This window comes from Cohaesibacter gelatinilyticus (assembly GCF_900215605.1).
Lineage (GTDB): Bacteria > Pseudomonadota > Alphaproteobacteria > Rhizobiales > Cohaesibacteraceae > Cohaesibacter > Cohaesibacter gelatinilyticus.
In genome coordinates, this window is the sequence record NZ_OBEL01000001.1 from 1,926,044 (window position 1) to 1,947,172 (window position 21,129).

General features: G+C 49.0%; 20 protein-coding genes. 12 read left to right on the top strand and 8 right to left on the bottom strand.

Annotated features, from left to right (window positions below; genetic code table 11):
• Nucleotides 1-64: 64 nt before the first annotated feature.
• Together CRO57_RS08745 and grxD are read left to right on the top strand one after the other, a co-directional pair.
• Nucleotides 65-298 (top strand): BolA family protein, encoded by a 234-nt coding sequence (locus CRO57_RS08745; protein ID WP_097152877.1) that lies wholly within the window; start codon nucleotides 65-67, stop codon nucleotides 296-298.
• Nucleotides 299-444: 146 nt separating this feature from the next.
• Nucleotides 445-765 (top strand): Grx4 family monothiol glutaredoxin, encoded by a 321-nt coding sequence (gene grxD / locus CRO57_RS08750; protein ID WP_097153301.1) that lies wholly within the window; start codon nucleotides 445-447, stop codon nucleotides 763-765.
• A 131-nt stretch (nucleotides 766-896) separates the two neighbouring features.
• Here grxD and CRO57_RS08755 read toward each other — a convergent pair whose 3' ends face one another.
• Entirely contained in the window at nucleotides 897-1,355 is a 459-nt protein-coding gene (locus CRO57_RS08755; protein WP_097153302.1) for an Lrp/AsnC family transcriptional regulator, read from the bottom strand.
• A 128-nt stretch (nucleotides 1,356-1,483) separates the two neighbouring features.
• On the opposite strand from CRO57_RS08755, the gene CRO57_RS08760 reads away from it, so the two are divergent.
• The 8 genes from CRO57_RS08760 to CRO57_RS08795 all read left to right on the top strand — a co-directional run bounded on the left by CRO57_RS08760 (nucleotide 1,484) and on the right by CRO57_RS08795 (nucleotide 9,586).
• Complete coding sequence (locus CRO57_RS08760; RefSeq protein WP_244580039.1) at nucleotides 1,484-2,641, top strand: amidohydrolase; 1,158 nt, start codon at nucleotides 1,484-1,486, stop codon at nucleotides 2,639-2,641.
• Nucleotides 2,638-3,834: a diaminopropionate ammonia-lyase gene (locus tag CRO57_RS08765; protein ID WP_210200791.1), complete on the top strand. Its 1,197-nt coding sequence runs from the start codon at nucleotides 2,638-2,640 to the stop codon at nucleotides 3,832-3,834. The genes CRO57_RS08760 and CRO57_RS08765 overlap by 4 nt, the downstream gene beginning before the upstream one ends.
• Complete coding sequence (locus tag CRO57_RS08770) at nucleotides 3,827-4,999, top strand: M24 family metallopeptidase (protein WP_097152879.1); 1,173 nt, start codon at nucleotides 3,827-3,829, stop codon at nucleotides 4,997-4,999. Before CRO57_RS08765 ends, CRO57_RS08770 begins: the two co-directional genes overlap by 8 nt.
• A 4-nt stretch (nucleotides 5,000-5,003) precedes the next feature.
• Nucleotides 5,004-5,771, top strand: a complete 768-nt coding sequence (locus CRO57_RS08775; RefSeq protein WP_097152880.1) for a maleate cis-trans isomerase family protein — start codon at nucleotides 5,004-5,006, stop codon at nucleotides 5,769-5,771.
• Nucleotides 5,772-5,953: 182 nt separating this feature from the next.
• Nucleotides 5,954-7,003, top strand: a complete 1,050-nt coding sequence (locus tag CRO57_RS08780; protein ID WP_210200792.1) for a TRAP transporter substrate-binding protein — start codon at nucleotides 5,954-5,956, stop codon at nucleotides 7,001-7,003.
• A 116-nt stretch (nucleotides 7,004-7,119) separates the two neighbouring features.
• A complete protein-coding gene (locus CRO57_RS08785) occupies nucleotides 7,120-7,656 on the top strand; it encodes a TRAP transporter small permease (protein WP_097152881.1) in 537 nt (178 codons plus the stop codon).
• A 1-nt stretch (nucleotide 7,657) separates the two neighbouring features.
• Nucleotides 7,658-9,001, top strand: coding sequence for a TRAP transporter large permease (locus CRO57_RS08790; protein ID WP_097152882.1), 1,344 nt, complete (start codon nucleotides 7,658-7,660; stop codon nucleotides 8,999-9,001).
• A gap of 345 nt (nucleotides 9,002-9,346) precedes the next feature.
• Nucleotides 9,347-9,586 carry a hypothetical protein gene (locus tag CRO57_RS08795; RefSeq protein ID WP_097152883.1) on the top strand — a complete coding sequence of 80 codons (240 nt, stop codon included), beginning with the start codon at nucleotides 9,347-9,349 and terminating at the stop codon, nucleotides 9,584-9,586.
• Nucleotides 9,587-9,651: 65 nt separating this feature from the next.
• Here CRO57_RS08795 and ttcA read toward each other — a convergent pair whose 3' ends face one another.
• Nucleotides 9,652-10,536 carry a tRNA 2-thiocytidine(32) synthetase TtcA gene (gene ttcA / locus CRO57_RS08800; RefSeq protein WP_210200831.1) on the bottom strand — a complete coding sequence of 295 codons (885 nt, stop codon included), beginning with the start codon at nucleotides 10,534-10,536 and terminating at the stop codon, nucleotides 9,652-9,654.
• Between the two features lie 202 nt (nucleotides 10,537-10,738).
• Complete coding sequence (gene rpsD / locus CRO57_RS08805; RefSeq protein ID WP_097152885.1) at nucleotides 10,739-11,356, bottom strand: 30S ribosomal protein S4; 618 nt, start codon at nucleotides 11,354-11,356, stop codon at nucleotides 10,739-10,741.
• Between the two features lie 357 nt (nucleotides 11,357-11,713).
• On the opposite strand from rpsD, the gene CRO57_RS08810 reads away from it, so the two are divergent.
• Nucleotides 11,714-12,031 (top strand): hypothetical protein, encoded by a 318-nt coding sequence (locus CRO57_RS08810; protein WP_097152886.1) that lies wholly within the window; start codon nucleotides 11,714-11,716, stop codon nucleotides 12,029-12,031.
• Nucleotides 12,032-12,037: 6 nt separating this feature from the next.
• On the opposite strand, the gene murI is transcribed toward CRO57_RS08810, so the two are convergent.
• A complete protein-coding gene (gene murI, locus CRO57_RS08815; RefSeq protein WP_097152887.1) occupies nucleotides 12,038-12,871 on the bottom strand; it encodes a glutamate racemase in 834 nt (277 codons plus the stop codon).
• A 9-nt stretch (nucleotides 12,872-12,880) separates the two neighbouring features.
• The gene (locus tag CRO57_RS08820; protein WP_097153305.1) at nucleotides 12,881-13,618 is read right to left on the bottom strand and encodes an RNA methyltransferase; all 738 of its coding nucleotides are present in this window, start codon (nucleotides 13,616-13,618) and stop codon (nucleotides 12,881-12,883) included.
• 342 nt (nucleotides 13,619-13,960) lie between these two features.
• Here CRO57_RS08820 and CRO57_RS08825 point away from each other — a divergent pair, with 342 nt between their 5' ends.
• Nucleotides 13,961-15,172: an NADP-dependent isocitrate dehydrogenase gene (locus CRO57_RS08825; RefSeq protein ID WP_097152888.1), complete on the top strand. Its 1,212-nt coding sequence runs from the start codon at nucleotides 13,961-13,963 to the stop codon at nucleotides 15,170-15,172.
• Nucleotides 15,173-15,729: 557 nt separating this feature from the next.
• On the opposite strand, the gene alaS is transcribed toward CRO57_RS08825, so the two are convergent.
• From alaS to CRO57_RS08840, 3 genes are all read right to left on the bottom strand, one after another.
• Nucleotides 15,730-18,390 (bottom strand): alanine--tRNA ligase, encoded by a 2,661-nt coding sequence (alaS, locus tag CRO57_RS08830; protein WP_097153306.1) that lies wholly within the window; start codon nucleotides 18,388-18,390, stop codon nucleotides 15,730-15,732.
• Nucleotides 18,391-18,822: 432 nt separating this feature from the next.
• Nucleotides 18,823-19,890: a recombinase RecA gene (gene recA / locus CRO57_RS08835; protein WP_097153307.1), complete on the bottom strand. Its 1,068-nt coding sequence runs from the start codon at nucleotides 19,888-19,890 to the stop codon at nucleotides 18,823-18,825.
• A 370-nt stretch (nucleotides 19,891-20,260) separates the two neighbouring features.
• The gene (locus tag CRO57_RS08840) at nucleotides 20,261-21,124 is read right to left on the bottom strand and encodes a sugar phosphate isomerase/epimerase family protein (RefSeq protein ID WP_097152889.1); all 864 of its coding nucleotides are present in this window, start codon (nucleotides 21,122-21,124) and stop codon (nucleotides 20,261-20,263) included.
• Nucleotides 21,125-21,129: the final 5 nt, after the last annotated feature.

Below are 21,129 nucleotides of genomic sequence, written 5' to 3' on the forward strand. Positions count from 1 at the left end.
TTGCCAAGCTGCTAAGAGGCAAGGACCAGCTTGCCAAAGCAAAGACAATCTTGAGGAGTCCGCCATGCCAATGGATGCGCGCGAAATTGAAACATTGATCAAAGAAGCCTTACCGGATGCTGACATCACCATCCGTGATCTTGCAGGCGACGGCGATCATTTTGCGGCAGAAGTGGTATCAGAAAGCTTCCGTGGCAAATCTCGTGTTCAGCAACATCAGATGATCTATGAAGCCCTCAAGGGCAATATGGGGGGCGAGCTGCACGCTCTGGCACTCCAGACTTCTGTACCCGAATAAAAGACAGTCCAGCAATGACGAAAGACCCCGAGGGGCGAACCTGCCCTCTTTCGTAGAAAACCTGTGACAGATTGACCAAAGGCAAGACTCCCCCGGTTTGCCTGATGAATGGTCCATCAAAGCCAATAAACTCAAAGGACGGCAACATGAGCGATATCCAAACCTGGATCGACAATGAAGTGAAATCCAACGACATCGTGGTTTTCATGAAAGGCACCCCAAGCTTCCCGCAATGCGGTTTCTCAGGTCAGGTCGTGCAGATCATGGATTATCTGCAAGTACCATACAAAGGCATCAATGTTCTGGAAAATGATGACCTGCGTCAAGGCATCAAGGATTTTTCCAACTGGCCAACCATTCCTCAGCTCTATGTCAAAGGCGAATTCATCGGCGGCTGTGACATCGTGCGCGAAATGTTCCAGAGCCAGGAATTGCAAGAGCTGATCAACACCAAGGTCAATGCCTGATCAACCTTCCAAGCCAGGTTGATGGAATTTCAAAATCAAGAATGCCTCTGGCACCGATAGCAGAGGCATTTTTCTTATGTGCGGTTGCACATCCAATCACATCATTGGACGACACAATTCCAGTCTGATCGCTATTCATCGCTCAGAACATCAAGGCTGACTTTTACCCTATCCATCACGACAGATGTCTTGAATTTCGAAACATTCGATTCCTGAAAAAAATATTCTCGCGTAAATTCTTCATATTCCTGCATATCCTGCAATTGAAGAATAAGAATAAAATCAGCCTCACCAGTGATATAATAACATTGTTGAACCTGGGGACTTTTATTCATTTTTTGCTTGAAAGCATTCAAGACCGCCAGATTCTCTCTCTCCAGCGACACTTCTACAATGACGATCTGCTTCCTATCGAGCGCATTGCCATCCAGAACAGCAATTTCTTTCTGAATGACCCCGGATTCTTTCAGCTTTTTCAGGCGCTTTTGAACGGCAGGTCCGGATAATCCAACTTTTTGTCCAATGATATCAGCCGTCAAGCGTGTATCTCTTTGGACGAGGACTAGTATCCGTCGATCGAATTGGTCCATTTCCGTTCTCCATATCAATCGAGACAGATAAATACGCCCTCCGGAAAAAATCAAGCCAATTACGATCAAATCCATCGCAATACACCTGATAACCTGCTTGAAATCTCAAATCAGGGAGGCGATGAGATTTGTTTCTTACCGAAAAAACCATAGATTTCATGCGAACCCATAGACAGGATTTTCATCAAAATCCCGAACTTGGTTTTCAGGAAATACGCACGAAACAGAAGATTGTCAAAGCCCTGACTGAAATGGGAATTGAAGTATCGGAAGGTGTTGGCGTTACAGGGATCCTGTCCAATGGATCAGGGTCAGGAATGATTGGTTTGAGAGCAGATATGGATGCCTTGCCGATCTCTGAAACCACCAGTCTTCCATATGCTTCTCAAAAGGATGAGATCATGCATGCCTGTGGCCACGATGGTCATATGGCCATGCTTTTAGGCGCGGCCAGACACCTTTCCTCTGAACGGAACTTCGACGGAACAGTGGTTTTTATTTTTCAACCCAACGAGGAAAACGGATTGGGGTCCCAAGCAATGCTTGATGAAGGATTTCTCTCAAGATTTCCGCTGGATGAAGTCTACGCTCTTCACAACCTGCCCGGTGCACCATTAGGGCAGCTCTCTACCCGTGTGGGGGAGATCTGTGCCAGCGAAAGCCTCTTCGAACTGAAAATTACTGCACGAGGCGGCCACTCTGCAATGCCACACAAAGGGGTAGATGCCATAATCGTGGGTTCAGAACTTGCCTTGTCCCTGCAGACCATCATTTCCAGAAAATTGCCTCCAGAGGCCGGAGCCGTCCTCTCCATAACCGAGTTCATGACAAATGGTCAGCGAAACATATTACCTGGCAGTGGTTTGCTGAAAGGTGACACAAGAGCATTCTCAAAAGCAGATCGGAAAGCGATTGAGTTCTATATCCGTCAAATTGCATCCGGAATATCACAAGCGCACGATGTCGACATTCAGGTCACATTCGAGACCGAGTTTATCGAAACCATCAATGCTCCAACCCCAACAGAAGCGGCATGCCGGACAGCATCAAAGTTGGGATACGATCTCATACCGGATCGCCAACCGATGAGTTTTTCCGAAGACTTCGCCAATTTCTCCAAACTGGTTCCCGGCAGCTTTCTTTTGCTGGGTAATGGCACCGTCGGTGCCGCAAGCAAACCCTTGCATTCCAGTGAATATGACTTCAACGACGACGCCCTGCCAATAGGTGCAAACTTTTGGGTCAACCTTGTTTCTGACCGACTACCTCTCAAGGATTGTGCATGATGCTCCAAATATCTAACCCTGAAACTCTGTCTCATGTCGCTGCGAAAATGGATAAGGGTAATGCCGCAGACAAGATGATACCCAAAGAGAGATTTCAAGATGCCATCAGCGAAATTCAATCTTGGGATGGTTACGAGGCCACACCACTTTTCAAACTGAAACATCTCGCAACCTTATTGAACATCAACAGCATTCATTACAAACATGAAGGACCTAGATTCAACCTTGGTAGTTTCAAAGCTTTGGGCGGATCTTATGCAGCATTGCAAGTGCTTGTCCGTGAACTGTCAGATCGTCTGGGCAAACAGGTACAACCCGAAGATATCCGCAAAGGCAAATATGCAGCCGAAGTCAGCAATATCACACTGGTAAGTGCCACAGATGGCAATCACGGCCGATCCCTTGCTTGGGGGTGCCAACAATTCCAGGCTCCATGCCGCATATATATACATGCCGAAGTAAGCGAGAACCGAGCCAAAGCAATGTCCGATCTGGGCGCAACAGTCATCCGCATCCAGGGCGATTATGATGAATCTGTCCGACTGGCACGCCAGGAAGCAGAGGAAAACGGCTGGTTTGTCGTCTCGGATACATCTTGGGAAGGCTACACGGAACCGCCAAAGGATGTAATGGCCGGATATGGTGTCATGACCCATGAAATTTGTGCGGAATTGTCATCTCCTCCCACACACGTATTCCTTCAAGGAGGCGTGGGTGGTCTGGCCGCATCTGTGGCTGCATATTTCCGTCAACACTGGCAGGACCAGAGCCCAAAAGTGGTTATTGTCGAACCTGAATTGTCAGCTTGCCTCTTCGAAAGTGCAAAATCAGGTCACGTTAAAAAGGTCGACATTGAGAAGGAAACCTTGATGGCGGGCTTGTCCTGCGGGGAACCCTCCCCGATTGCGTGGGCAATCCTGCACGAAGAGGCAAGTGATTTCCTCACATTACCAGAAAGCGCAGTTGGCCCTGCAGTACGTCTTCTTGCAAGACCATTGGGCGGCGATCCCTCGATTGAAGCAGGCGAAAGCGCGGTCGCAGGTCTTGCCGCTCTCATAATGGCATCCAATCACAACGAGTTGCGTTCCAAACTGGGATTAAATGAGCAATCAAGCGTTCTTCTGATTGGTTCAGAAGGAATAACCGATCCATTGGTCTACCAGCAACTGGTCTCAGAGGTAGTAAATGCTTGATATCTCTGCACCTCGTGGCTTCCCAACAAGAGAATTCGAACATCGCTTGGAAAAAGCCCAGTATCTCATGAGATCACATGGACTGGACGGCATATTGCTAACCAGTGAGGCAGAACTGCGCTATTTCTCGGGATTTATGACCCAGTTCTGGCAGAGCCCTACCCGTCCATGGTTCATGTTTTTGCCGCTCGAAGGAAAACCTGTCGCCGTAATACCCGAGATCGGCCGCGACCTGATGAGTCGAACCTGGCTTGACGACATCAGAACCTGGAGTTCCCCGGAACCGGAAGATGACGGTATCAGTCTGCTGCATGAACTATTGTCTCTCTATGCACAACAGCGATGCACAATCGGCATCATGAAGGGAGCTGAAACAAGTCTACGCATGCCATTGGCTGATTATGAGCACCTCATGACCAGACTACCAGGTTTGAATTTGGTAGACGCCACACCAATCATCAAGACCTTGCGCATGACAAAATCCGAAGCAGAGATTGAGAAGATTGGCCATATCTGTGCAATTGCATCATTAAGTTTTGCTCAGGCCCATAATCTTTTCAGCGAAGGGCAATCCCTTCAGGAAGCATTCCGGGCTTTCAAAGTCGAAATTCTCAAACAAGGGGCAGATGACATCCCTTATCTCGTTGGCGGAGCTGGCAAGGGAGGATACCGAGACGTAATTTCCCCTCCAACAGAACAGCCTTTGCAATCTGGCGACATTCTGATGTTGGATACCGGGTCCGTTTTCGATGGATATTACTGCGATTTTGATCGCAATTTCGCAATCAACTCAGCTGATGATGATGCTCGGGCAACCTACGAAACACTCTATCGGGCAACCGAAGCAGGTCTGAATGCGGCAAGACCAGGTACAAGCTGCAAAGACTTGTTTTGCGCCATGCAAAGCATCATCGACACCCAAGAATCCGAGCGCGGAAATGTTGGCCGCCTTGGCCACGGTCTTGGAATGCAACTGACCGAATGGCCTTCGCACGCCATGTTCGATGACACGATATTACAGGAAAACATGGTCATCACTTTGGAACCTTCCATGTCTTACGGCGAAGGAAAGGTCATGGTTCATGAGGAAAATCTGGTTGTAAGAGATGGCCCTCCTCTTCTTCTTTCCACGCGTGCTCCGGCCGAGTTACCGGTAATTGGATAGACCAATGAAGTTACCTTTTACGACAGATGATGGCATAGGAAGCACGGCCACCTTGGGGGTTGTCGTTCTTCAGACAGATCAAACAATCGAGCATGAGTTTGCAAGAATTTGTACGGATGACGGAATAAGCCTGCATCATACCCGTATTCCAATGTGCCCGGAAATCACGCCGACAACATTGATGAATATGCTGGCGGACCTACCCAGTTCAGTGTCGCTGTTATCCAATTCAAACAATTACGACGTCATTGGATATGCCTGCACCTCTGCAGCAACCGTCATCGGTTCGGAAAAGATTCAAACAGCAATACAGCAAATACACCCAAACACTTTGGTCACAGATCCGCTGGACAGCCTGATTGCAGCTTGCAAGGCTCTGGAAATAGAAAAAATCGCATTCATAAGTCCTTACATCGCCTCGGTTTCCGAGCAACTAAGAGAAAAACTGACTAAGGCGGGATTGCAAATCACTTCCTTCGCATCCTTTGAAGAAGGAGACGACGATGTTGTCGCCCGTATTTCTCCCAGCTCGGTTCTTGAGGCTATCAAAACAATTTCTCAAACAGAGGATTGCGACGCAATCATCGTTTCCTGCACCAATCTTCGAATTTTGGAAATTCTGAACAACGCTGAGTACTGTTCTGGAAAACCGGTGATTTCAAGCAATCTGGCCTTGGCTTGGAACATGTTGCGCCTGGCACAGGCTCTGCCCTGTCGGAACGATCTAGGCCAGCTTTTCAGGCAATGCGGCTCCAAATCACCGCCCCTTTGAAAAGCCAAAGCAGTCACATGAATTCAGGGAGGAGTTCACATGAAGGCTCGAAACAGAAGCCATAACCTCATCGTTCATCAGCTTGAACGGGTAGCAACGACAACAATCTGAATATCACCATCTCAACCATCTGCAATCACCAGACAATAGTCTCCAAAATGAGACGAAACGGGAGAAAACCAATGATACCATCAATTCGCAAGCTCTTTTTGACAGCGGCAATGACACTCGCCATCGGTTCCGCTGCAAGTGCAGAAACATGGAAGTTTGCAACTGAAGAGGACAAAAATGATGTCCAAGACATCTTTGCCAAAACCTTTGCGGAAACAATAAAAGAAGAATCCGGCGGTGATATCAAAGTTCGTATTTTCTACTACGGACAATTGGGAACAGAAAACGACATCGTCGAGTTGACCGCAAAAGGCACATTGCAATTCGTATCCGTTGGTACGGGCCATCTTGGATCCTATATACCCGAAGTACAGGCCCTTAGTCTTCCTTACGTTCTGGGAACCGATGTTGATGTCGTACGTAAAATTCTGACCGGCAGCAAAACCATCTATAGCCAGCTAAGTGATCGTTTTGAGAAAGCAAATCTGAAACTTCTAACCATGATCTCTGAAGGAGAGATGGCATGGGGTGCCAACAAGGCCATTCGTACACCAGAAGACTTTTCTGGACAAAAAATTCGGACATTCACATCCACGATTCCGGTCGAAACATACAAGGCATTCGGAGCGACACCTACTCCCCTGTCGTGGGGCGAAGTATATGGTGCGCTACAGCTTAAAACCGTCGATGGAATGGTCAATCCGGTCTACTTCATTTACAACGCCAAATGGCACGAAGTCCAAGATTACCTGATGTTCCCCGGCCAACAGCCTTATGTTGGCACTGTTTCAACAAACAGCAAATGGTTCAATGCTCTGTCAGAAGAAAAGCAGGCAATGGTGCACAAGGCAATTACCGTGGCTGAACAGGCTGCTCATGATTATCAGCTGGAAATAAACCGCGAAAACATGGCCAAAATTCAGACCGAGCGGCCTGACCTTGAGGTTGTAATCCTGAATGACGATGAGCGCAGCCGCTTCAAAGATCTTTCCGCAGCACTTCATGAAACATTCTACAACGTTGTCGAAAACGCATATGCAGAATCGGAAAAAAGTGATGCCCGCGAGAACGCCAAAGGCATTCTGGAAAGCCTGATCCAGGAAGTCAAAGACGCCTCATAAGTCAAACTGATGATCGGAAAACGTGGCAAGGACCAATCATCCAATTGTCACGTTTTCTGGTTCCCCGCACGGTTTAGGAGCCGTAATCATAAACTAAGCAGATATGGACAGACCCCATGAAAAAGATACTCCTCTGGCTTAGCAACGGCAGCGAATTAATTGAAAAATTTGTAATTACCTTCTCGATTTTGCTGATAATGCTGAACTCTACTGCAAATGCAATTGGTCGATATGCTTTTGATAAAAGCCTTTTCTTTTCGGAAGAGCTCAATCAATTCTTGATTGTAGGAGTAACTTTTGTCGGATTTGCCTATGCGGTCCGCAAGGGGCGGAATATCCGCATGACTGCGCTGTATGACACATTTGGATATACGGCAAAAAAAACTATTCTGACAATGATTTCAATCATCACAGGGGCCATCCTGATCTACCTGGCATATAAATCTGTCTTCTATGTCATTGAAATCAAGGATATCAATCGCCTAAGCCCGGCCATGCAATTCCCCGTCTATATTATCTATTCCATCATTCCGCTTGGCCTTGGAATCGCAGGTTTACAATACCTGATCACGTTCCTCATGAATATCACTCACAAAGAAATCTATCTGTCACATGAAGTGATCGAATTCAGATCAGAAAACATAGGTGTATAGCATGGATATGTTTTTTGACTTTCTGAAAGACATCATAGATGGCGAGCTGGATATCTATGTAATAACCTTCACACTTCTTTTTACCATGATTATCCTGCTGTTTCTAAGCTTTCCAATGGTGGTACCTTTGGCCGCAGGGGCATTGATCGGGCTTGTACATTTTTCTGATATAGATACCGGTGTTATGATTCAGCAGATGGTAACCGGCATTTCGCCCAATGCCCTCATCGCCGTACCTATGTTCATTCTGGCAGCAGACATCATGGCAAGAGGGCATACCGCCCATAATTTGTTGGGATTGGTAGAAGCATTCGTCGGTCATCTTCGAGGTGGTCTACCGATCACTGCTTGCATAAGTTGCACCTTGTTTGGCTCGGTGTCCGGTTCCACTCAGGCAACCGTCGTCTCTGTTGGACAGATCATGCGCCCAAAGCTGTTGCAGGCGGGCTATAAAGATAGCTTTGTGATGGCGCTCATTATCAATGCCAGCGACATAGCTTTCCTCATTCCGCCCAGCATCGGCCTGATCCTCTATGGCACACTCGCAAATACCAGCGTTGCAGAATTGTTCATTGCAGGCATTGGTCCGGGAATTGTGCTGGCAATCCTTTTCTCCATTTATTGCTATGGATATAGCAGACTCCAGGGAGACCGCATCACTCTTGTTCCTCAAAAATCCAGAACCGAGAGAATTGCCGCTTTCAAAAAAGCACTATTACCGCTGGGCTTTCCCATACTGATTGTCGGAGGTATCTATTCCGGAGCCGTCACCCCTACCGAAGCCGCCTCATTTTCAGTTCTCTATGCCCTCATCGTGGAATGCTTGATTTACCGAGAATTGAAGCTTAAGGATATCCTTGATGCAGCATTGGGAACGGGCTTGATCACAGCAGTGGTATTCATACTCGTCGGCATGGGTCAGGCATTTTCCTGGTATATTTCCTTCGAACAGATACCACAGGGTCTCCTTGCCCCACTCGAACTGGAAGGCGCATCAAAAGAATATATCCTGTTCATTATCGCATTGAGCTTCTTTATCGGCTGCATGTTTGTGGATTCATTGGTGGTTTTGGTCATCCTGACCCCAATCTTCGTACCCATTGTTGCTGCTTCCGGTCTTGACCCGGTATTGGTTGGGGTAATGATCACTTTGCAAATGGCAATCGGATCGGCAACGCCACCCTTTGGGTGTGATATTTTCACTGCGATAGCAATCTTCAACAAACCCTACATGGATGTCATAAGAGGCACACCGCCATTTATTATAATACTGGCCATCATGTCGGCTTTGTTGATCTTTGTTCCTGAAATTGCTCTGATTTTACGCGATTTGGCATTTACATAGTCACCGACGACGGATCTTTCATTCCAGCATGTTCCCGAAAAGCTGAAGTGCTTTAAACCGAGTTGCAGCAGTATGACTTCCTGAAAAGCAACTCAACTGATTAAAACGGCAAGATCTCTCAGGGTATAACATTGAATAATCAAAACCCGGATCAACGATCCGGGTTTTCCATCTGCTCTCTGAAAGCTTCCTGATGATCAACATACACAATGGGCATTGCTACGCATGTAGCAGTGATCATGAATTCAATTGCAGCTTCGCAACCAGCTTCTTAAGCTAGATGTCATTATTGAGCATTCCCCAAAAGCTCAACAAACCCTCAGTCAGGCAAGGAGGGGAAAATCAATGGAGAAGCTTTTCTGTATATTGCTAAATTTCATACTGCCGGGAGTAGGCACACTGGTACTCAAACGCACTTTGAACGGGAGCCTGCAGCTGGCTTTGAGCCTATTCAGCATCTTGCTGATCCTAACCGTCTGGCTTACCTTTTATGGTTTGGTTCTATATGCCTTTGTCTGGCTCTGGGCTTTGATTGAGGCCATCCTGATCAAGGATGCCGAAAGCTCCAACCCCACCCCACAATAAGAAAGCCCCCGCCAGAAACTGACGAGAGCAACATATTCGAATTCGCAATAGATCACGGTCAGATTTTACTCTTCATGCATACGCAAGAAGCCCTCTGAGAGCGCCGTCACAGCTCCGCAGCCTTCACCGTCATCATGATCATCCCCTGCCTTGTCATCATCGACAGAGAGGCCCTGGAAGTCGAACAAATCCCTATCCAGCATGTGAGACGGGCGGATATTCTTCAGCGCACGGAACATCACCTGGGTCCGGCCTTTATGCTGCGCTTCAAACTCTTGTAACATGGCTTTGACCTGCTGACGCTGCAATCCATCCTGCGATCCGCAAAGATCACAAGGAATGATCGGAAATTGCATGGCCTCGGCAAACTTCTCCAGATCACTTTCCGCACAATAGGCAAGCGGTCGGAACACCATCAGATCCCCCTCTTCGTTCTTCAACTTGGGAGGCATGGATGCCAAACGCCCACCATGCATCAGATTGAGGAAGAAAGTCTCCAGAATATCATCGCGGTGATGCCCTAGAATGATGGCATCACAACCATGTTCCCGCGCTACACGATAGAGGTTGGCGCGACGCAAGCGAGAACAGAGCGAGCAATAGGTATTGCCCTCAGGAATCTTCTCCTTGACGATGGAGTAGGTATCCTGTCGCTCAATATGATAGGGAATGGAATTCGCTTCAAAATAAGCCGGCAAGACGTCAGACGGGAAGCCCGGCTGAGCCTGATCAAGATTGGCAGCGAGCAACTCGACATTCAAATGTCCGCGCCATTTCAAATCCAGCAAAAGAGCCAGAAGACCGTAGGAATCCTTACCACCGGACATACAAACCAGCCATTTCTGCTTTTTGGTCTGCATCCCGTAATCATCGATGGCTTCACGCATATTGCGCAACAAGCGCTTGCGCAGCTTCTTGAAAGAGACGGAGCTCGGCGCATGGCGGAACATCGGATGGCATAGACCATCCTCTACTTCGCCTTGCAAGCTGACAGGTTCAATCGCCTCGTCTACATTGGAAATGTCTGACTGAATGCCTTCGCTCATCTCAGCGGTCCTCTCGTCTCAACAGCCTGATCAACCATTCAAAAGAAAAGGCCGCCAAAAACAAGGCGGCCTTTCCAAATTCCAAAAATTCGATACGTCCCGCAAATTAGCGAGAGTAGAATTCGACCACCAGGTTTGGTTCCATGATCACTGGGTATGGAACGTCAGCCAGCTGTGGCATGGACTGATAAGTAGCAGTCATTTTGTTATGGTCCGCTACGAGATAATCAGGCACATCACGCTCTGCCAGCTGAGTGGCTTCGATCAGGATTGCAAGCTGCTTGGAACGCTCACGAACTTCGATCACATCACCAACTTTACAGCGGTAAGAAGGAATGTTCACACGCTTGCCGTTCACCAGAACGTGGCCGTGGTTGATGAACTGACGGGAAGCAAAAACAGTCGCAGCAAATTTTGCGCGATAGATGATTGCATCCAGACGAGACTCGAGCAGGCCAATCAGGTTCTCGGAGGTATCGCCCTTGATCCGGCTAGCTTCTTTGTAGATGCTCAGGAACTGCTTCTCGGAGATGTTACCGTAGTAACCTTTCAGCTTCTGCTTGGCGCGGAGCTGGATACCGAAATCAGACAGCTTGCCTTTACGGCGCTGACCATGCTGGCCAGGACCATATTCGCGGCGGTTTACTGGAGACTTGGGACGGCCCCAGATATTCTCGCCCATGCGACGGTCAATTTTATACTTTTGCGAATGGCGCTTAGACATAACGTGTTTTCCTGTTATTTGTCTTTTTCAGAAAACGCGCCCCTCCTAGAACATCACGACAATTGCCGCTCTATTCGACAGAAACCCAAGGAATTGCGCCCCTTGGCTCTCACGGGTGCGTTAAACAACAAAGGGGGCCTGCTGAACAAGCCCCTCATTGCTGGGCCGTATTTAGACGCAAACAGATTGGGAGTCAAACGCAATTGGCGGAAAATCAGCACTTTTTGCGCAAATTCTCGGTCCAAATACCGAACAGGACCTTGGATAAGAGAGCATCACACATTTTCTCTCAATCCTTCACATGACTTTAACCCACGACACCCCATTTAAAGTAGAGAATTATCTAGAGCTATTTTCATGTTACTCAATTGGTTTACCGTTTTCTTTTTGCTTTTGCTGAACAAACTGAAGGGCCTTGCCGGAATTGGTGGCTTTTTGTCCGGCTTGTTCATCAAGAACAAAGCACTTGCTCTGATAGGTGCCCTTGTTGTGGCAGCTTTGGATATCCTCATTCTGGAAATCATTCTGGATAATGGAAAGCTGATATCGCCTCTGCTATTCGCAACTTTCACAGCCAGCCTCGTAGCATTTCGCTTTGGTGGTCTGGAGCTGCGGACTTTCATTCAAAACAGACGAAAAAGCAAATCAGAGCAACACATTGCTCAGGATGATTAACCCACCTTAACCCAACCCCGGACGCAAGCGAGCCCAAGCCATTTTCAAACGCCCTACTCCATCTCCGGTAGAATGGAACTGAATGGAACCACCAAACCGCGCCGACAGATCACCATAGGCTGCCTGGCGGTTGGCAACACTATCCTGCCATTCCTGCCCCAATAGAAGCATCACGCGACGAGCGACAGCAGGAGCTGGATCAATCCAAAGAACAGGCCAAGGAGCAACCTTGTTGAGCGCAGCCAGCATCAGTGGATAATGCGTACACCCCAGAACAACAATATCGGTCTTGCGACCATCATCCCCGGCCTCAAATGCCGCGCCAATCTCGTTCGCTAGCGTCTGACTATCCCACACCCCTTCAAGTACAAACTGCTCTGCCATCTCAGCCAGCGAGGGACAAGGCACCAGATTGACATCGCATTCTCGAGCAAAATCTTCGATCAATTCATGGGTCAGTGAGCGTTTCATGGTGCCGGGAGTTGCCAGAACGGAAATCTTGCCACTCTGACTTCCCGCCGCTGCGGGTTTGACGCCAGGTACGATACCAACCACCGGCAAGCCAAGAGCAGCACGCAGGGGCGTCAATGCGATTGTGGAAGCAGTATTGCAAGCAACCACCACCAGATCAGGTTGATGGAGGGAACATTGGTCTTTCAGTAGCGCTACCAAACCATCCGTCAGATCTTCTTCTTCCAAGTCGCCATAGGGAAAGCGTGCATCATCTGCCAGATAGACATAATCCGCCGCAGGCATGGTGCGGAACAACGCCAGCAAGAGCGACAGACCACCAAAACCGGAATCAAACACCAATATCTTTGCAGCACGCTTACCGATCATTCCCGCCCCCTAGCGATGATGACGCTCATGGCGACGTTGCAGGGCAGCAATCACACCACGAAGAGTGCGCACTTCCTGCTCCGCCCAATCACCCTTTTGCAAGATATTACGCAAATTGCGCACCATATGCTCGCGCTTTTCCGGAGGGCGGAAAAACCCCACCTCGTCCAGAGCCTCTTCCAGATGACCGAACAGTCGCACCATATCTTCTTTGTTGGCCCGTGGAACATCTGGGGTCTCGAATGGCAAGGATTCCTTACGGTCTTGTCCGCTCATCCGCCATTCATAGCAAATGATCAACACGGCCTGTGCAATATTGAGAGAGGCAAAATCAGGATCAACCGGTAGGGTCAGGATTTCATTGGCCAAAGCCACTTCATCATTATTCAGCCCCCAACGTTCACGACCGAACATGATGCCGACCTTACCGCCCTTCTCAGTGGTCTGACGCATGATCTGCGCTGCTTCCACCGGATGGCGCACGGTCTTAAGCATATCGCGCTGACGAGCAGTCGTGGCATAAACCATGTCCAGATCGGCAACGGCTTCCTCTACGGTTTCAAAAATCCGGGTTTTGCTGATCACGTGATCCGCACGACTGGCTGCATTGCGAGCCTTTTCGCTCGGCCAGCCATCTCTTGGTCGCACAAGACGTAAATCCGTCACGCCGAAATTGGCCATTGCACGCGCGGCTGTACCAATATTCTCGCCCAATTGCGGCTCCACCAGAATGATGACCGGATCCATTTCGTCTTCCCTGCTTTTCTTACCTTCAAATGGTGTGACCAGATTTTGAAAGATGGAAACATCTAGAAGGCGATAATCCATTGGCATATCCGGTCAATTGGAGCCAGTTCATGGCCCAGTCATCCTGCCAATGCAAGCATTTCAAACAAGGAAAGCTGTACGACCGGCACAAAACACTCAGATTTTTTTGAAAATAGCTACAAATTGCCGCCCACCGCCTTTGACGCACTGCAACACAATGCTATACGAGCGCTACACCACACCCGCCAGATCCTCCCTCCATTGGCTTTCCCGGCCGGGGTATCGCCAAGGTCTGGCACCAGTTTATGAGGACGCTCTGCAATGTCAAAGATCAAGGTTGCAAACCCTGTCGTCGAGCTCGACGGCGATGAAATGACCCGCATCATTTGGGACTTTATCAAGCAAAAGCTCATCCTGCCCTATCTGGATATTGATCTTAAATACTACGATCTTGGCATCGAGGAACGCGACCGCACTGACGATCAAATCACTGTAGACGCAGCAGAAGCCATCAAGAAATATGGCGTTGGTGTGAAATGCGCCACCATCACCCCCGATGAGCAACGCGTGGAGGAGTTTGGTCTGAAGCGTATGTATCGCTCTCCCAATGGCACGATCCGCAACATTCTGGGTGGTGTTGTCTTCCGCCAGCCAATCATCTGTAAGAATGTTCCTCGCCTTGTCCCAGGCTGGACTCAGCCAATCGTCATCGGTCGTCATGCATTTGGTGACCAATACAAAGCGACCGACTTCCTCTTCCCCGGCAAGGGAAAACTGTCCATGAAGTTCGTCGGCGAAGATGGCTCTGTGATCGAGAAGGAAGTATACGACGCTCCTGCTGCTGGCGTTGCCATGGGTATGTATAACCTTGACGAGTCCATCAGGGACTTCGCACGTGCTTCTCTGAACTACGGCTTGAACCTCGGTTGGCCCGTCTTCCTGTCTACCAAGAACACCATCCTCAAAGCCTATGACGGTCGCTTCAAGGATCTGTTCCAGGAAGTCTACGAGCAGGAGTTCGAAGCCGAGTACAAGAAAAAAGGCATTCACTACGAACATCGCCTGATTGATGACATGGTTGCTTGCGCCATGAAATGGAACGGCGGCTTCGTCTGGGCTTGTAAGAACTATGATGGCGATGTGCAGTCCGATACTGTTGCACAGGGCTTTGGCTCCCTTGGCCTCATGACCTCACAGCTGATGACCCCGGACGGAAAGATTGTCGAGGCAGAAGCTGCCCACGGCACAGTGACCCGCCACTATCGCCAGCATCAGAAAGGTGAAGAGACTTCGACCAACTCCATCGCTTCCATCTACGCATGGACTGGCGGTCTGAAGCATCGCGCCAAACTTGATGACAATGTCGAGCTTATGCAATTTGCAAATACCCTTGAGCAAGTCATCGTCAACACCGTTGAAGGCGGCCAGATGACCAAAGATCTGGCCCTTCTGGTTGGTCCAGATCAGCGCTGGTTGTCCACTACCGGCTTCTTGGACGCTGTTGATCAGAACCTGCAAAAAGCAATGGCATAACAAACACTAGGAATTACGTAGGGAGAACTGATCATTCAGCTCTCCCTATCCTTTCAATTGCAACTATTCTTAACAGGTATTTTTGACAAGGCTCTCTAAAAACCCTTTTGATGGCAATAATTTAATTATACAGCAGTTTCAAATGTTTAAATTAAAACAGACAAACATTAGGTGAAAAATAGCGCACAAACGACTTCCAATTACGCATTTGCGACTAGTTTTCTTGCGATTGAGCTATTTACGATCAGGCCAATTTGAGTTACGTACATCATGTGACTATTTCGATAGTCCGGTGGCTGCCTGATCACCCGCTTGCCCACCACCTCGATTGGTCAGGCAGCCATTTCTTCCCTAAAAGATTATCCAATATTTAATATGCATGGCGCCCCATCGGCATGCATAGGGAAGACTGCGGACTCAAAAAAGTATCTCTCATTACAAATAGTTTGGCGTATTTTTCGAACTCGATGATCCCTCCAAACAAAAAAGCACCGCCAAAGCAGTGCTTTCTATTCTCTTAAATCGTCGATCGAATGGACATGTTAGAGCGGTTGCAATTACAGCGCTGCGATATGACCTTTGATAGCTGCAATTGCAGCATCAGCTTGGGCTGCATCCTTACCACCAGCCTGAGCCATATCAGGGCGACCACCACCACCGCGACCGCCAAGCACCTCAGCTGCCAGTTTCACCAGTTCAACGGCATTGACACGCTCGGTCAAATCTTTGGTTACACCAGCAACAATACCGACTTTGCCATCATCAGAGACACCAATCAGAACAACCACGCCAGAACCAAGACTTTCCTTGCCCTGATCAACAAGACCTTTCAGATCTTTAGGAGAAATGCCTTCTGCGACCTTGGCCATGAATTTCAGACCATTGACTTCTTCATGGCTATCACCGCCAGCCTGTCCACCGCCCATAGCAAGTTTGCGACGAACATCAGCCAATTCTTTCTCCAGCTTACGGCGATCAGCAACCAAAGCTTCCAAGCGATCCAGAAGATCGTTCGGAGAGACTTTCAAGAGGCCTGCGGCCGCACGAACGCGAGCATCTTGCTGTTGCAAATAGGCACGCGCTTCATCACCTGTCAAAGCTTCAAGACGGCGCACGCCAGCGGCAACAGCACTCTCTGAGACCACAGTCATCAAACCGATATCGCCGGTGCGTTTAACGTGAGTACCGCCACAAAGCTCAACTGAGTAGGTCTTGCCAGCTTTTTCGCCACGCACAGCCTCACCCATGGAGACCACACGAACCTCTTCGCCATATTTCTCACCAAACAGAGCCATCGCACCAGCTTCGATAGCATCATCAACAGCCATCACACGAGTTTCCACGGCACTATTTTGCAAGATCATCTCATTGACCATGGCTTCGACATTGGCAAGCTCATCGTCACCCATTGGCTTCTGGTGCGAGAAGTCAAAACGCAGACGCTCAGGAGATACCAACGAGCCTTTCTGGGCCACATGCTCACCAAGTGTCTCGCGCAATGCCTCATGCAACAAGTGAGTTGCCGAGTGGTTGGAACGGATTGCCCCACGGCGCTGGCCGGAAACTTTCAGCTCCAGCGCCTCACCAGCCTTCAAGCTGCCTTCAACAAGCGTGCCGAGATGCACAAACATACCATCAGCTTTCTTGACGGTGTCGCGCACTTCAAAGCGAATGCCATCCGCCAGCATCAAACCTTTATCGCCGACCTGACCACCGGATTCACCATAGAATGGGGTCTGGTTCAAAATGACCGCACCCTCGTCACCGGCATTCAGAACATCGACCTCGGCACCATCTTTAACCAAAGCCATGACAGCACCTTCCGCTTTCTCGGTCTCATAACCAAGAAACTCTGTGCTACCGGCTTTTTCTTTCAGATCGAACCAGACTGCATCGGTAGCAGCTTCACCCGAACCAGACCAATTGGCGCGCGCTTCGGCCTTCTGACGTTCCATTGCGACATCAAAGCCATCAGTATCAACATTGATGCTGCGCGCACGCAGAGCATCTTGTGTCAGATCCAGCGGGAAACCGTAGGTGTCATAGAGTTTGAATGCGGTCTCACCATCCAGGCTATCACCATCTCCCATACCATCAGTCGCATCATCCAGTAACTGCAAGCCACGGCTCAGGGTTTTACCGAAACGTGCTTCTTCCAGTTTCAAGGTCTCAGTGATCAAAGCTTCTGCTCGGCCCAGTTCAGGGAACGCTTGCCCCATTTCACGCACGAGTGTTGGAACCATTTTATAGATCACCGGATCCTGCGCCCCCAACAGGCGGGCATGGCGCATGGCACGGCGCATGATACGACGCAGCACATAGCCACGGCCCTCGGAAGATGGCAACACACCATCAGCAATCAGGAAGCTGGTCGAACGAAGATGATCGGCAATCACACGATGGGAAGCAGCAGCATCGCCTTCTTCTTCGCGACCAGTAAGATCAACGCTATTCTGGATAAGCGCACGGAACAAGTCTGTTTGATAGTTGTCATGAGTGCCCTGCAGAACGGCAGCAATACGCTCCAAGCCCATACCTGTGTCGATGGATGGTTTTGGCAGATCGATGCGCTCATCCTTGGAGAGCTGTTCATATTGCATGAAAACCAGATTCCAGATCTCGATGAAGCGATCACCATCTTCTTCTGGAGAACCTGGAGGGCCTCCCCAGATGTGATCGCCATGATCATAGAAAATCTCGGAACAAGGGCCACAAGGACCAGTCTCGCCCATGGACCAGAAATTGTCACTGGTCGGAATGCGAATGATCTTGTCGTCGGACAAACCTGCAATTTTCTTCCAAAGATCAAATGCCTCATCATCCTCATGATAGACAGTAACCAGAAGCTTGTCTTGTGGCAGGCCAAATTCTTTGGTGATCAGGTTCCAGGACAGCTCAATCGCATCTTCCTTGAAATAATCACCAAAAGAGAAGTTACCGAGCATTTCAAAGAATGTATGGTGTCGTGCGGTATAACCGACATTATCCAGATCGTTATGCTTGCCACCAGCTCGAACGCATTTTTGCGAAGTCACAGCACGGCTATAGTCGCGTGGTTCCAACCCGGTGAATACATTCTTGAACTGAACCATACCCGCGTTGGTGAACATCAATGTTGGGTCGTTGCGCGGAACCAGTGGACCTGAATCAACAATCTGATGATTGTTATTGCCAAAATAATTCAGGAACGTGGATCGGATCTCGTTTACACCACTCATGAATTCACCATGTAATCTGTTATCGGTTGCAGGTATGTCCTCTTCCACTATCCAATGCTCTGACCAGCAGTAGCATCAAGATCAGTGAAAAGAGTTGCACCATTTCTAGTGGGCAATGTGATGTATAAAAAATCCAAGACTTTTCAGCACAAGAGCCCCTCGTCTTGGCGGTTTTAACGGGCGTTTTGGGTGCTGTCCATAAATTTGCAGATCCCAGCCCAAGAATTCCGCGCTCTCCCCCCATCAAAATGGATTTAGGAGGTGATTTTCACGGCCGATAGTGGACAAACATGGAAAATTCACATGCCATCACTCCATCCCCCGAAATAAAGCCACGCGCGCACAGAAAACGAAGTCAAAGAAAAATACCCAAAAGAAAAGGGCTACCAATGCAGCCCTTTCAAATCACTTCAAGCTTGATAGGAAAACGATTTATTCGTCATCTTCCTCCGGTCCCGTATTCTCAATCAGATCATCACCGTTCAATCCGGCATTTTGGCGAATGGCCATCTCAATCCGGTCTGCAATCTCAGGATTTTCACGCAGGAAATTCTTGGAATTTTCACGCCCCTGCCCCAAGCGCTGGCTATCGTAGGAGAACCAGGCACCAGATTTATCGACGATATTGGCTTTCACTCCAAGGTCAAGCAATTCACCCAGCTTGGAGATACCCTCACCATACATGATGTCAAATTCAACCTGCTTGAATGGTGCAGCAACCTTGTTCTTGACCACTTTCACGCGGGTCTGGTTACCTACCACTTCATCGCGATCCTTGATGGCACCGGTACGGCGAATATCAAGACGGACGGACGCATAGAATTTCAGTGCGTTACCACCGGTCGTGGTTTCAGGGCTACCGAACATCACACCAATTTTCATACGGATCTGGTTGATGAAGATCACCATGCAATTGGTTCTGGAGATGGAACCCGCCAGCTTCCGCATGGCCTGGCTCATGAGACGCGCTTGCAAACCAGGCAGAGAATCCCCCATCTCACCTTCCAGCTCGGCACGAGGCGTAAGAGCGGCAACAGAATCGACCACCAGCACATCAACAGCACCAGACCGGACAAGGGTATCCGCAATCTCAAGCGCCTGCTCACCAGCATCCGGCTGTGAGATCAACAAATTATCAATATCAACGCCAAGTTTACGGGCATAAATCGGGTCCAACGCATGCTCGGCATCCACAAAGGCGCAAATGCCACCGCGCTTCTGGCTCTCAGCCACACAATGCAAAGCAAGTGTCGTTTTACCGGAACTCTCCGGTCCATAAACCTCGATGATGCGCCCTTTTGGCAAACCACCAATTCCAAGCGCAATATCCAGTCCCAGAGACCCGGTAGGAATAGCATCAATCTCGACCACATCCCGCTGGCCAAGTTTCATGACGGAACCCTTGCCAAACGCCCGATCAATCTGTGACAGGGCGGCTTCCAGTGCCTTTGTTTTATCCATGCTGCTTCCTTCAACAAGTCGGAGACTATTCTGAACCATTTTGAGCCCCATTTTTCACAGCCACTTCATCAGCGCAACCATGATTAATGTACTCATTTTGTTCTCATTTTCAAACAAAATTGTAAATAATGGATAAATATAATATTTTAGCTTTTGTTTTCAGTATGTTCTCACGGGAAAACTAGTAGACTCTACAACAGGCAAACTCGCATCCGAAACAACCGATTCGAGGTGAGGTGTTCAAAACATGCCTTCCTCTGGCCAGAGACTGTAGCACAATTCTCGCCCGACAGTTCGCCACTCGGCAGTGGAGTGCCGAGTGGCAGGATCCTCACAACCGAGGCTCCTTGGGGGCACTGGCCCGCCCTGATGATTGTATGAAGCAGTCAGAGCAAGCCAGAACATCGGATCAACCGTAAATGTCCTTGAACAACCCGATACATTGACGGAAACCGTCTTCGAAATTGTTGTTACCGGGATGATAGACACTCTCAAACGAAATCACACCGTCATAATTGTCAGCACGTAAGGCATCGGCCATTGGCTTGAACTGATCAGCCAATTGACCCTCACCCATTTTCTTCACGGTCAAAGTCGCACGCGGCGTATCTACCAGCACGTCCTTGATGTGAATATGGCCAAGATAGCCATCTTTGACCTCTTCATAACCATCCGGAAAAGCAGTCTCATGACACCAGCAATTATTGGCCGGATCCCATAGAACCTGCAGCGTACCCTTGGCACCCAGATCATCAATCAGCTTGCGACCGGTATAGTTGGAATTGACCATGGTTCCGTTGCCGGTCTCAACCACCAGCTTGACGCCAGCATCCTTGGCCACATCGATGGCCGGTGCAATCAAAGGCAACATGGCGTCCCATGCCCCTTTGGCAACATTCCACTTCTCGGCACCATTATTGCCCCAGAGAATCTGCTCCTTTTTCGGGGTCATGATGCGCACCAACGGACTGCCTACCACGTGGGCCATATCGATCACGCGCTTCAAGGCATCCATATGTTTGACATGCAACTCATCGCCCGGCTTGTTCGCACCGGTCATTCCCGCAAAGATATGGCGGGAGAGACAGGAAACAGGCTTGCCACGGTCACGCAGCAAAGTGTCGATTTCCTTGATCTCTTCTGCCGAATGGTCCCCAACTTCGGTATCGCCGACAAACTGCAGTTCGGCATATTCCAGGCCGAACTCATCCATCACATCAACAGTATGTTTCAGATCACGGCTGATACCGTCACAAATTACACCAAGTTTCATTGATC

Bases quoted from the DNA above. Each gene is read 5' to 3' on its own strand.
- CRO57_RS08745 (WP_097152877.1), top strand. From the start codon at position 65: ATGCCAATGGATGCGCGCGAAATTGAAACATTGATCAAAGAAGCCTTA.
- grxD (WP_097153301.1), top strand. From the start codon at position 445: ATGAGCGATATCCAAACCTGGATCGACAATGAAGTGAAATCCAACGAC.
- CRO57_RS08755 (WP_097153302.1), bottom strand. From the start codon at position 1,355: ATGGACCAATTCGATCGACGGATACTAGTCCTCGTCCAAAGAGATACA.
- CRO57_RS08765 (WP_210200791.1), top strand. From the start codon at position 2,638: ATGATGCTCCAAATATCTAACCCTGAAACTCTGTCTCATGTCGCTGCG.
- CRO57_RS08770 (WP_097152879.1), top strand. From the start codon at position 3,827: ATGCTTGATATCTCTGCACCTCGTGGCTTCCCAACAAGAGAATTCGAA.
- CRO57_RS08775 (WP_097152880.1), top strand. From the start codon at position 5,004: ATGAAGTTACCTTTTACGACAGATGATGGCATAGGAAGCACGGCCACC.
- CRO57_RS08780 (WP_210200792.1), top strand. From the start codon at position 5,954: ATGATACCATCAATTCGCAAGCTCTTTTTGACAGCGGCAATGACACTC.
- CRO57_RS08785 (WP_097152881.1), top strand. From the start codon at position 7,120: ATGAAAAAGATACTCCTCTGGCTTAGCAACGGCAGCGAATTAATTGAA.
- CRO57_RS08790 (WP_097152882.1), top strand. From the start codon at position 7,658: ATGGATATGTTTTTTGACTTTCTGAAAGACATCATAGATGGCGAGCTG.
- CRO57_RS08795 (WP_097152883.1), top strand. From the start codon at position 9,347: ATGGAGAAGCTTTTCTGTATATTGCTAAATTTCATACTGCCGGGAGTA.
- ttcA (WP_210200831.1), bottom strand. From the start codon at position 10,536: ATGTTCCGCCATGCGCCGAGCTCCGTCTCTTTCAAGAAGCTGCGCAAG.
- rpsD (WP_097152885.1), bottom strand. From the start codon at position 11,356: ATGTCTAAGCGCCATTCGCAAAAGTATAAAATTGACCGTCGCATGGGC.
- CRO57_RS08810 (WP_097152886.1), top strand. From the start codon at position 11,714: ATGTTACTCAATTGGTTTACCGTTTTCTTTTTGCTTTTGCTGAACAAA.
- murI (WP_097152887.1), bottom strand. From the start codon at position 12,871: ATGATCGGTAAGCGTGCTGCAAAGATATTGGTGTTTGATTCCGGTTTT.
- CRO57_RS08820 (WP_097153305.1), bottom strand. From the start codon at position 13,618: ATGGATCCGGTCATCATTCTGGTGGAGCCGCAATTGGGCGAGAATATT.
- CRO57_RS08825 (WP_097152888.1), top strand. From the start codon at position 13,961: ATGTCAAAGATCAAGGTTGCAAACCCTGTCGTCGAGCTCGACGGCGAT.
- alaS (WP_097153306.1), bottom strand. From the start codon at position 18,390: ATGAGTGGTGTAAACGAGATCCGATCCACGTTCCTGAATTATTTTGGC.
- recA (WP_097153307.1), bottom strand. From the start codon at position 19,890: ATGGTTCAGAATAGTCTCCGACTTGTTGAAGGAAGCAGCATGGATAAA.
- CRO57_RS08840 (WP_097152889.1), bottom strand. From the start codon at position 21,124: ATGAAACTTGGTGTAATTTGTGACGGTATCAGCCGTGATCTGAAACAT.